The sequence below is a fragment of the Thalassospira sp. MCCC 1A01428 genome (assembly GCF_002115825.1).
GTDB lineage: Bacteria > Pseudomonadota > Alphaproteobacteria > Rhodospirillales > Thalassospiraceae > Thalassospira.
Window position 1 is genome coordinate 1 of the sequence record NZ_JFJZ01000076.1, and the last position, 11,150, is coordinate 11,150.

At 54.8% G+C, this 11,150-nt stretch carries 11 protein-coding genes; all 11 read right to left on the reverse strand.

Features of this window, described 5'->3' with window-relative positions; genetic code table 11:
• Window positions 1-137: 137 nt before the first annotated feature.
• Window positions 138-1,490 (reverse strand): phage major capsid protein, encoded by a 1,353-nt coding sequence (locus THS27_RS24875; RefSeq protein WP_085595522.1) that lies wholly within the window; start codon window positions 1,488-1,490, stop codon window positions 138-140.
• 5 nt (window positions 1,491-1,495) lie between these two features.
• Complete coding sequence (locus THS27_RS24880; protein ID WP_168185005.1) at window positions 1,496-2,101, reverse strand: HK97 family phage prohead protease; 606 nt, start codon at window positions 2,099-2,101, stop codon at window positions 1,496-1,498.
• Window positions 2,094-3,353, reverse strand: a complete 1,260-nt coding sequence (locus THS27_RS24885) for a phage portal protein (protein ID WP_085595526.1) — start codon at window positions 3,351-3,353, stop codon at window positions 2,094-2,096. The genes THS27_RS24880 and THS27_RS24885 overlap by 8 nt, the downstream gene beginning before the upstream one ends.
• Window positions 3,350-5,152: a terminase large subunit gene (locus tag THS27_RS24890; RefSeq protein ID WP_085595528.1), complete on the reverse strand. Its 1,803-nt coding sequence runs from the start codon at window positions 5,150-5,152 to the stop codon at window positions 3,350-3,352. Before THS27_RS24890 ends, THS27_RS24885 begins: the two co-directional genes overlap by 4 nt.
• Window positions 5,115-5,600, reverse strand: coding sequence for a P27 family phage terminase small subunit (locus THS27_RS24895; protein ID WP_168185006.1), 486 nt, complete (start codon window positions 5,598-5,600; stop codon window positions 5,115-5,117). The genes THS27_RS24890 and THS27_RS24895 overlap by 38 nt, the downstream gene beginning before the upstream one ends.
• Window positions 5,601-5,880: 280 nt before the next feature.
• A complete protein-coding gene (locus tag THS27_RS24900) occupies window positions 5,881-6,255 on the reverse strand; it encodes an HNH endonuclease (RefSeq protein ID WP_085595532.1) in 375 nt (124 codons plus the stop codon).
• 162 nt (window positions 6,256-6,417) lie between these two features.
• A complete protein-coding gene (locus THS27_RS24905) occupies window positions 6,418-7,005 on the reverse strand; it encodes a hypothetical protein (protein ID WP_139835738.1) in 588 nt (195 codons plus the stop codon).
• The gene (locus tag THS27_RS24910; RefSeq protein ID WP_085595536.1) at window positions 6,995-7,900 is read right to left on the reverse strand and encodes a hypothetical protein; all 906 of its coding nucleotides are present in this window, start codon (window positions 7,898-7,900) and stop codon (window positions 6,995-6,997) included. The genes THS27_RS24905 and THS27_RS24910 overlap by 11 nt, the downstream gene beginning before the upstream one ends.
• Window positions 7,901-7,910: 10 nt before the next feature.
• A complete protein-coding gene (gene dnaB / locus THS27_RS24915; RefSeq protein ID WP_085595539.1) occupies window positions 7,911-9,335 on the reverse strand; it encodes a replicative DNA helicase in 1,425 nt (474 codons plus the stop codon).
• On the reverse strand, window positions 9,336-9,554 hold the full coding sequence (locus tag THS27_RS24920) for a hypothetical protein (RefSeq protein WP_085595541.1): 219 nt from the start codon (window positions 9,552-9,554) through the stop codon (window positions 9,336-9,338).
• Between the two features lie 9 nt (window positions 9,555-9,563).
• A partial coding sequence (locus THS27_RS24925) for a BRO family protein (RefSeq protein WP_139835739.1) occupies window positions 9,564-11,150 on the reverse strand: 1,587 nt, incomplete at its 5' end.

Below are 11,150 nucleotides of genomic sequence, written 5' to 3' on the forward strand. Positions count from 1 at the left end.
CAGCCTTGGCAAAGGCTGGCGTCATATAGGCCGAATCATCACGGCCAAGGGCTGTCAACATTGGTTGATTTCCTTCATTTCAAACAAAGAAAAACGGGGAGCATGGCACCCCGCCTGATTACATCTTTATTGACCGTTTACTGGCCCCATTTCACCTTTTGCAGCATCGAAAATGCCTGCTCATAGCGGAATGCGAAATCGTGCGACATATCCAGCTTGATACCAAGCATTCCCATCGCCCACATATTGACGGTGGCACCGGTTGCATCAACAAAAGATGCCTGATCACTGGTTGAAAGTGATAGCGCAACACTGTCAGCAACCTGCGCATAGCCGTGCGCACCAAAGAAGATATCACCACCGTCCCCGGATGCCCCGGCAATAGTTGTGGTCGTATCAACGGGATAACCCAGCAAGGTAGGATTGTTACCCTGCAAAGTCGGGAAAGCCAGGTTATCGCCTTCATACAAATCTTCCAGATACATCTTGACCAGCGGGTTCATGAACCAAGCGGTATTTTCACCGCCAAGCTCAATATCCGCTGCAATAATCGGCTTCATTAACTTGCGCAAATCAGCCCGTACCTGCTTGTTTGTCGGCGCCGTCAAATCAGCGGCGTCAATCTTGTTTACGGCAAGGATCGAACCTTTATAACCCTTAACTTCCTTGCCTGTACCAGTACCATACAGGAACTTGCGATCTTCAAACCGCGCAGCAGCGCGAATCAATTCGTTACGGCAATAGGCTTCAACGCCGTAGGACGTGGTGCGCAGCAGCTTCTTGGAAATCGGCAAGATTGCCGAAATATCCTTTTCGGCCATCGTCATGGTGCCGAAAGTAACCTTGGTCGTATTGCCCTGTTCGTTTTCACCAACGTATGAAACGACAGCGGCATCCTTACCTTTGATGTAGGTCGCATTGCCAGGCACCACCGTAGCCCGCTGACGAACAATGGTTTTCGGCCCCATCAACTTGATGATTTCCGGCATGTAATTCGGCGTTACAGTGAAACCACCCGCAGCATTATCGGACATGGTCTGGGCACGGGTCAGGTCATCAACCACCGGATGTCCTTCACCATACAACTTTGCAGCAACCTGCGCCGGGTTGGACGAGCGGCCATCACGCAATTCAAGCTGGCTCGCGCCATAACAGCGCACAAACGCGCCAAAATCATCGCCAAGATCACGCTGCTCTGCAAATTGGGCCGGAACCAAACCAGGCCGCCCGCCAAACGGGTCTTGCGACCGGGTGCCACCCGCTGCCGGGTCGTCATTGGAACCGCCACCGGCAGGAACCTGTGCCGCCGCTTCCGAACGCCGGGCTTCAATGGTTTCCATGCGTTTGATATCAGAATCAAGGGTGCCGATCTGCTTTTCCAGATCATCAAATTGCGACCGTTGTTCGTCGGTCAGGGCATCACCAGAGACGAGTTTATCCATATCGGCGACCATTTTGGCGCGCCGGGCCTGCATTTCCTTAAGTGTCATGGGAGTTAACCTTTCAGTTTTAGAACGCGCAGGCGGAATGCCCGCAAATCCGGCGCGGGCCGGGTTGCCAGCGAGCGGATTGCAACGCTGGTTTTAGGATAGGCTGGCATCGATGTGACCGAGATTTCGCCCAGGTCAACTTCATCGTGCTGAATGCGAACAAGACGGCCACGATCATCATATTCAGCGCGGTTTTTAACCGTCTTGAAACCGAAACTCATGCCGCTGTAATTGCCGTTACGGATTTGCTCATAAGTATCTCGTCCCGCCGTTGTATCGGGCAAATCCGCATCAAACCGAAGGCCCTTGTCATCTTCCAAAAGGGTCAACGTCCCGGCAGAAACACGCGACAGCAGCAAATCGTAACGATGCTCGGCCAAGTAGCGAACATCCTTGCCTGATTTCAGACTGGACGAAAAAGCGCCGCGATTAAGCCATTCCTCAAAGCTGTAACCGCCCCACATGCGTATTTTCGTTTTGACACCAAACAGCGCGGCATAACCAGTTACCTTACGTGCGGCATCACTTTCCGCCCGCAATTCAGAGGCCAGCGTAAAGCGCAATTCAAAATCGGTGGGCGTCGGCCCATCCTTCAAATCAGGTTCATTCACTTGCCGGCCCTTTCTGATTTGGCGCAGTCTGCTTTGCTGCCACGTCCAGCGGGATGCTGGCGCTATTGATAAACAATTGGTCCCCGCCCTCCTTTGGTGGCAACCCGGTGGCCTTTCGCGCCTCGTTCGGCGTCATACGGGCGTTTTGCACGGCCTTTTCCAGCACCTCGGCGAAACTTTTCTGATCGCCACGCAACAAAACCGTCTCGTCGTGGTCAAACTCAAACGCGCTGCGCTCGCTTTCCGCCAGCAAATCCTTGCGGGCGGTTTGCCGTAAATCGATCAGGTGCGGCAAAAGGCAGTGTTTGAAATGGGCCAGGTCAAGATGTTCGACATTCGAGAACGTGGCCTTCGACAGATCATTGATCAAATGGGCGGAAACCCGCAAAATCCCGGCGATCACTGAACGGTCAAACTGCCGGGTTTCCAGAATTTGCCCGTCTTTACTGGTCTGGCTGTGCGCGTAAAATTTCGCACCATAGCCAAAAACGCCAATTGCGCCGTTGCGGCCGCCATAACTTTTCTTGATCTGCTCGCGCAGTTTATCCGATTCCTCGGCCTTTAACGGCGCGTCCACACTGATATGGCCGGACATATTCACACCGTTCTGAAACCCGTCTGCAACGAACTTTTCCGCTGTCAGGGCGCTATCGATGGTGCCTTGCTGGTATTGCTGCCAAACCGATGCCCCGCGCAGCCCGTAATTATCGCCGCTCAAAACCGGCTTGAACTGCACATGAAAAATTTCATCTTCCAGAAAGACCGATTGCAGCCCTGAAAAGCCGCTTACGCGATAGGCACGGCGGCGCAGCCCGGTTTCCTTTTCCAGATACCAATATGGCAGCACCCGGCTGTATTCAATCGGGTACAACTCGCTTAATCGCCCACGATCATCAAACACTTTCAGGGCGAAGTGATCGCCGTAATTCAGCTTTTCAAACATCAGCAATTGAAAATACTGAAATGCCGTCATGTGCGGGTTCGGGCTGAATTGCAAAATATCATGCAACGGATGATCAAGCGCGATAACCCGGCTGTCATTTTGCCGCCGATACAGCAAAAACGGCAGCATCGCGCAGCCCTCGGCAATCACGTTAATGCACGAATATACCGTGTGATGGCTGATTGGCGGGCCATCACCAGCGAGGCCGCCCAGGCTGATTGTCGGCCAGTTCTGCCAGCGAAGCGCGTTAATTTCGCGATCACTGGCAGAACTGCGTTTCATCCAGCCGGTCAATTTTTGCAGTTTCATATAACACCACCAAATATTGATTCCGCCGACACTTCTTCATCGGCCTCGGCTGAAATAATCCGGCCAATCGCCATCAACATGGCAACCACACCGTCGATTTTGCGCATATCCTTGCGGCTATCGGGCTTGATCGGTTTTTTGTTGTCGTGATCGTCGGTTTTGACCGCAGTATTTGAAATCATCCAGGTCATAACCGGGTTGCCGTCATGGGCAATTTTGCCGCTAATCACCAACTGTTCCAGTTCCCGGCAGGGGGCCGCCATGCCATACATGCCTTGCCCCATCGAAACACAGGTCAAACCCTGTGTTTCAAGGTGCTGAATAATCTGCCCGGCAAACATCCGGTCATAAGCGATTTCGACAATTTCAAATTCATCCCGCAGCCCTTCAATCCCGGCGTCATCGTCGCCCAGAATAAAGGTTTCAATCGCGTCATAATCCGTTGCACCGCCTTCTGTGCGGCGGATCAGCCCCATTTCTTCCCACTGATCATAGGGGACGGCGCGATCTTCCACGCGCTTTTCAATGGTCGCCTCGGGCACCCAGAAAAACGGCAATATCCGTGTTTTTTCACCCTCAAATTCTGGCGGAAACACAAGCACAACCGCCGTAATGTCGCTAACCGACGACATATCCATGCCGATATAGCACCGCTTGCCGCGCAGGCTTTCGCGGTCAAATTCGATATGGCATTTGTCCCATTGGGCAATATCCAGCCAGATTTCCGACGTTTGCCCCCAAACATTCAGGCGCAACCGCTTGAACGATGCCAACGACGCAGGGTTGTTTCGCGCCTTTGACACGATCTTTTCAAAGTTATCGGCGCGTACCGACACACCCCAGTTCGGGTTGGCCTTGCGCCAGCTTAATTCCGCAAACGGGTCATCGCCCTTATCGACCGAACAGATAAAACCAAACCATGTGTCGTCATCAAAAACGCCAGTCATCACCTTGACTGAATAATCATGATGTTCCCGACACACCGAATAGGGGTCCGTTCCCGCCGTTGTGATTTCGATGTGCAAAGGTTGACGCCGCGCCCCCATGCCGGTTTCCAGCACTTCGATCAGGCTGCGATCCTTGTGCGCGTGAACCTCGTCAACCAGGTTGCAATGGCTGTTTAACCCGTCCTGCGTTTTGGCATCTGCCGAAATATATTTGAAAATCGACGCCGAACGCGGATGTTCCAGATGCCGCGACATTGACAGGATATGTTTGCGCAGTTTCGGGCTTTTGCGCACCATGTTCTGCGCTTCGGAAAAGATGATTTTCGCCTGTTCCGACTTGGTCGCGGCAGTGTAAACCTCGGCACCGGGCTCCTGATCCATCACAAACATGTATAAACCAACACCCGACAGGAATGTTGATTTGCCGTTTTTACGCGGCACCTCGAAATAGGCATAAATAAACCGCCGCAGCCCGGTTTCCGCGACCAGCCAGCCAAACAGAACCGACAGGCAAAACTTTTGCCAGTCCGATAACTCGAACCGGTGGTTGCCCCATTCCCCCTTGGAATGGCGCAAAAACAGCGGGAAAAATGCCATCACATGATCGGCGCGGGGCATCGAAAACATCAGCCCGCGCTTTGGCCCGTCAATCAAATCATTGATCTGGCGCTGGCAGGCCGCAATGCGAAGCTTGCAGGCCGGTATTTTGCCCTCGACAACGGCCAGCGCATACCATGTGCTGATATGGTACAGCACCGCCGGGTTGCCCTTGAACCGGCGCACCAGTTCTGCCCGCTTGATATTGCGGCGGCGTTTACGTCCCCCTGCTTTCCCTGAAATCGTCAAAGTCATCGAACAAATCACCCTGACCAACAGCCGCCGCAAGCGAACGAGACGCGCTTGGCGTCATGCCAAATTCAGCAAACAGCCGCAAAGCGGTGCGCCGCGTTTCATTAAACTGCGCAACCTCGGGCCGGGTCTTAAACTGTGTGCCGTTACGACCATCAACCTCGTAGGTTTCATCCTTCATTGTGAAGGCAGCGCGGTGCGCTTCCATCCGCGCCAGGCACTCGCACAATTCGGCAACGGCCCACACAAACAATGCATCCAGCCGGTTTTTTTCGGCCAATACCGGCGCCACCTGGTCCCAGACCTTACCCGCCCCGTCGCTCATGCTGGCCGGTTTCAATTCCGCCGCCGATGCCCGTGCATCTTCCATCCGCGCAGCGGGGCCAACGTCGCGACCATCGACGGTCAACGGAATAACGTTGCTCACATCCGGTTTACGTCCCTTTGCCATCCTCGCCACCATAAAATAAAAGGGCCGGGGAGTGATCCCCGACCCTAACCGCGCCCAACCAAAACGCAAAAAAAAAGAACAACCCGAAGAAATATAACTAGGCTTTTTTTCCTATGGGTTTTTCCTTTTCAATTTCTCACGAGTAAATGCGTGTGCACAGAGCGGTCTTGAGGTCAATATCCGTAGAAATCAGACCCTCCCCCACCCCTAACGAGAACAAGATGATACAAATGAAGAACATAAAAAGAACGATAAGTTCCTATTGATGTTCCCATAAAATTCATGTCAACCGGCGACCAAACCCACCGTCCTCCTTGGCAGTTTTCGTATTATGGCAAGCGGTACATAAACTTTGCCAGTTGGCACGATCCCAAAACAGAACCATGTCACCGCGATGCGGCTTGATGTGATCGACGACCGCCGCCGCGACAACCAAGCCCGCCTGTTCACACCGGCAGCACAATGGATGGTGCTTTAAAAAACCAACCCGTGCCTTTTGCCACTTGTAGCCATAGCCCCGGTTCGCCGCCGTTCCCCGTTCCTTGTCCTGCCGCACCTGGCGTTCCCGCTTGTGCAACTGGCAATGGCGCTGCCCCGGTTCGGTCAACCGCCCACATCGGGCAAAGGCACAAGGCTTCCTTGGCAATGCAGGCATCACACATCCTATCACCCCGAAAAAGCCAAGGCCCGGCACAATGGCCGGGCCTTGAGTTGATCAGAGAAGCAAAAGACAAAAACAAAAACGCCCGCCGGATTACTCCAACGGGCGCAAATATTAGGAATACTCTTTCCGTTTACGCTGAAAGCCCGAATTTTGTCAACAGGCTTGTTGAACTTTTTTCCGACCATGCCACGGAAGGCGCGGAATACCGGGCATTTCGACAACAATGCCCAGCCTGTGAGAGCCCTGCAACCTCGTGCACAACGCCGCCAGCATATCCCAGACCATGATGTAATTAAGCCTGCATTCCTCTACTTCCCGGCGTGTAAGACCCGAATCGCTCTGCCAACCGCCCGGCATCCAGTCCGGCATCACGCCAGACCGCGCCGACAGAACCATTTCAGCCACAGGATTGCGCCGCCATTTCTTAAGGCAGCGTTGCATCTGCACCGGAACATTAAGGCCAACCTCACCCACAAGCGCACCAGTGCGCCACGCCTCAAACAGGCATTCAACACCAATCCATATAATTTCAGCATCAGGGTCAAGATCAGGCATCGATCCATTAGAACCGCCAATAACAGCACCATATTGCGCCATGTTCATCACCCGTCGCGTAATACTCCCCGGCTGTTCGCCATAGCCCAACAGGTTGCCATCGTTATAGGCCATGTCCGCTTTTTGGTCCTGTACCACCCATTGCAACGCCGCCCAAACATCCATCCTGTCACACTTACGCATCATTCACCGCCCTCCTAACCGGGTTGCCGTTCGCATCAAAGTCATCTGGCCGGGGGCATGGCCCCACCTTGCCACCCTTTTGCCAGGCAGCAATCGCATTGCCCAACGCCGCCTTGTGCGGGTCTACCGCAATCTCGCGCTCGATAGCATCAACATTGGCGCGATACACCTTGGCGATGTATTCGGGCGGCCTTGCAATCTTGGATGGCGTCCCGCACCGCTGTGCTGCCACTTCCAGCGCCCGAACACTCACCCCGGCATCAAGCAAATCAATCATCGCACGGTAATGCCCGCCATTGGCTTCAAACGCCAGATAGTCATAGCCGCAATCCACCAGAATATCGCGGCACACATCCACCTGCTTGCCCTTGTTCGCCCCGGCCCCAACCACGGCCTTGCCGTCTGCGCCATCAGAAACAATCGAATGCCCGCCCGGAAAGCGAACGATCCCCGCCCCCGATGATTCTTCCATTCTTTCATTCTTACATTCTTGTATAGTGGTTACTTGATGGTTAAGTGCTGGTTGATTGATGGTTAACTGTTGGTTAGGTGCTGGTTGGTTGCTGGTTGATTGATGGTTATTTGATTGGTAATCATCCCACTTAAGCACTGATATTATGGAATAATGTGCCGTTGCCGTGATGGTTATCTCCCCGGTTGACTGCAATTTATCCAGTGCCGTGCGCACCTTTTGCACCGAAAGCCCACATTCATCGGCCAACGCATTGCGCCCCGTCACAACCGACCCGGCAGGCAAGTCCCGCCCCCGGTATCGCCGCTTTAAATGCGACGCTGTAAGCAACAAATGTATGAACACCCGCGCAACGTTCACATCCTCGTACCACTCCCATTTCAGGGTCTTGCGGTGCAGCTTGATCCATCCGCCAGTATCTTCCATAACCCCCTCCTTACGCTGCCTTGTCCAGCCCGGCAAACCGCTGCCGATGCCCCAAAAACGCGCACCGAACCGTGCCCACCTTGCCGCGTCGCGCCTTGGCAACAATAATGTCGGCCGTGCCCTCGCATATCCGCAATCGTTCCTGCCACGCAATATAGCGCTCGCCAAACCGGTCGGCACTCTCACCCTGCTTTTGCACCGGCTCGGCGCGCTCCAGGTAATACTGTTCGCGGTACACAAACATCACCACATCGGCATCCTGTTCAATCGATCCCGACTCACGCAAATCGGAAAGCAAAGGCCGCTTGTCATCGCGCTGTTCAACAGCCCGCGATAACTGCGACAGGGCAATCACCGGCACGTTCAACTCCTTTGCCAATTGCTTTAACTGCATCGAAAGCTCGGTAATCTGCTGGTATCGTTCGCCCCTGAAATCCCGCGATCCGGCCATAAGCTGCAAATAATCCACAATCACCAGCTTAAGGCCCCCGGCCTGCCGCGCAATCTTGCGACATTCCGTGCGCATCCGCGCAACACTGGTCGAAGGGCGGTCATCAATAAACAACGGTTCCCGGCGCAGCCCTTCGCCAAACTCGCTAAGGCGCATAAAATCCCGGTCGGCCAACACCCGCTTGATAATCGCGGTATAATCCAGATCGGCGGCATTACTCAAAAGCCGTTCCATCAGTTCCGCGTCACTCATTTCAAGGCTGAAAAAAGCCACCCCGCCCGGCCTTTGCCGGTCGCGCACCGCATTAAGGGCCATCGTAAGCGCCAGCGCCGTCTTTCCCATGCTTGGGCGACCCGCCAGAATAATCAAATTCCCCGGCTGAAACCCCGATAAATCCCGGTCAAGGTCGGCAATGCCCACCGGCGTACCTGTCACCTTTCCAGCCCGCTGTGCGGTAATGCCATCATTAATCATGGTCAGGGCATCAGGCATCATATCGGCAACCGCCTTGGCCCCGCCGCCGCCAGCCGCCCCCGTCGCCAGGTCAAAAAGCGCACCCTCGGCCATCTCGCGCATGGAATCCACATCGTCCATCACCGCGCCATCACAGGCATCATCCAGCAACGCCTGTGCAATGCGCATCATCTCGCGCCGCTGCCACATGTTCAAAATGATCCGGCAATATTGCGCGTTATTGGCAACGCTGATCAACGCCGCCGCCACCTCCACCACAATGTCGATATCATCGGGCACAGCGCGCTTTAACGTCACCGGGTTGGCCTTGTGCCCCCGCGCAATCAAATCGCCTATAGCCTCATAAATCCGCCCTAGCGCCGGGTCATAAAAATGATCAGGCCGCAGCCGGTCGGCCACCTCGTCAAACCCGTCATTATTCGCCATCAAACTCGCCAGCAAACACGCCTCGGCCTCGGCGTGGTGCGGCTCAACCGGGGCTGCCCCGAAAATGGCATCAATATTCGTCATTTAAAACAGCCTGCTTTGCGTTGGTTTCTTCGCTTCCCGGGGCACCGGCCCCATCGGTTCAAATTCGCGTTCCTGCCCCTCGGCAATGCGTTTTTCACGGTAAAATTCCGGCGGGATATGCGCACGGCACCATCGACCATGCCCGGTCATGATATGACTTCCCGCCTTGCCGCACCCCTTGGCATCGCAGAGCAAAACAACGGGCTCTGTTTTCGTCATGCCAGCACCTCAATCCGTACACATGCAGGGCAGACCTTCATCGGCCTCAAAGCCGAAATCACCCTGATCTTGTGAAAGCTGTTTCATCTCTGCATAGGAAGGTCGATCCGAACGGAACGTTGCTCCGGCTTCCTTTTCAGTATCGACCCACCAGTCTGCACTGTGCGGGTCTAACCTGATGATCCCCATGATGGTTCTTTGCCCCTTCATGAAGCAAAGGCGACAGTTTCCACCCGGCGTTGATCCGTTGATATTTGGCAAGCCAAGGTCAAACCGCTGACACTGCCAAAACGCGGAAACATCGCGCTTTGTTACCCCTGCCTCGAACATAGGCAACATGGTTTCCCATGCGTCTTTTCCAGTTTCATTCCGGGCATTCATGCCTGCAACGCGGTGTCGCTCATCTGCCCGAAGGCCAACAATCGAAGTCCATTCCTTCAACCCAAGAACCTGCTTGCAATAACGCTCGGTGGTTTTGACTTTTAATTCTGCGGTGCAAAGGCGCTTAACCGGGTTCGGCAAATACTTGCGTTTGCGAACCAACGCACGGAACGGCTCACCATTCCGGCTTGCGCTGTTGTGTGAAACCACCTCGAACGCCGCTCCAAAAACAGCCTTGTCGCGCCATTCCAACCAGGTGATATGAACACCCCACCGGCTTGCGCATTCCTGCACGAAATCCAGTGTTTCATGATGCTCAAGGCCGGTATTGCAAAATATCACTTTCACATCGCCCGGCAGGGCTCCGCCATGCGCCTGAATGATATTGTACAGCATGTAACCAGACGAACGCCCGCCGCTAAAGCTGATCACCGCCGGGCCTTCTATAAGATACGGGCTAACCATCAGCTTTCCTCCCAAACCACCCGGCCAATAACCACCACGACCGGATGCAAAAGGCTGCCGGGCCGGGGGGCCCGCCCTCATGCAGCGGTCAAACCAGCCTTGCCCGGCCAAAGGGTCGGCAATATCGGCCAGCATCAACCGGCCATCATCGACCGCAACCGCAACCACTTTTGCCCCGGCACAAACCTGCCAATCGCTGGCATCAAACACCACAAACCGGCCCTCAACCCGCACAATCCCCATACCGTTTTGAAACGGCGCATAATGCGGCGCACGCGAAAAATAATGCGGGTCCACCACATCCAGCGCGGCGATATCGGGCACCTGCCCGCAATCCAGCATCGCCTGTGCCTGCCCGGCCAAATCATCGCGCACGGCAGGGAAATGCTGGTTTAAAATCTGTTGTGCCCGCTGGTTGATCAAACGATGATCCATGCGGGTCAAAACCCGCCCGCGCACCTTGACCGGGGCTGGCGCGGGCTTTTCCAGCCCTTCGAGAACATCCAGCACCCACCGGCGAAATTCCTTGGCGCGGTCGGTGCGGGCAAAAAACGCTATTGTTCTACACCCGCGCGGGGAGAATACCCGGTGGTTGGTTGGCGCGACCTGCCCCCTCGTACTCAATTTGAGTAAGAGGGTCATATCGTCGGAAAACTCGTCTTTTAGGCGATTATAAAGAACCGTTACCTTGTTAGCATTGGCATAGCCAAGCGCCCGCGCCAAATCGGCGCTCGTCACCCAAGGCCGACC

Excerpts from the sequence above, each read along its gene's own strand:
- THS27_RS24875 (WP_085595522.1), bottom strand. The coding sequence starts at position 1,490 with ATGACACTTAAGGAAATGCAGGCCCGGCGCGCCAAAATGGTCGCCGAT.
- THS27_RS24885 (WP_085595526.1), bottom strand. The coding sequence starts at position 3,353 with ATGAAACTGCAAAAATTGACCGGCTGGATGAAACGCAGTTCTGCCAGT.
- THS27_RS24890 (WP_085595528.1), bottom strand. The coding sequence starts at position 5,152 with ATGACTTTGACGATTTCAGGGAAAGCAGGGGGACGTAAACGCCGCCGC.
- THS27_RS24895 (WP_168185006.1), bottom strand. The coding sequence starts at position 5,600 with ATGGCAAAGGGACGTAAACCGGATGTGAGCAACGTTATTCCGTTGACC.
- THS27_RS24900 (WP_085595532.1), bottom strand. The coding sequence starts at position 6,255 with ATGCCTGCATTGCCAAGGAAGCCTTGTGCCTTTGCCCGATGTGGGCGG.
- THS27_RS24905 (WP_139835738.1), bottom strand. The coding sequence starts at position 7,005 with ATGATGCGTAAGTGTGACAGGATGGATGTTTGGGCGGCGTTGCAATGG.
- THS27_RS24910 (WP_085595536.1), bottom strand. The coding sequence starts at position 7,900 with ATGGAAGATACTGGCGGATGGATCAAGCTGCACCGCAAGACCCTGAAA.
- dnaB (WP_085595539.1), bottom strand. The coding sequence starts at position 9,335 with ATGACGAATATTGATGCCATTTTCGGGGCAGCCCCGGTTGAGCCGCAC.
- THS27_RS24920 (WP_085595541.1), bottom strand. The coding sequence starts at position 9,554 with ATGACGAAAACAGAGCCCGTTGTTTTGCTCTGCGATGCCAAGGGGTGC.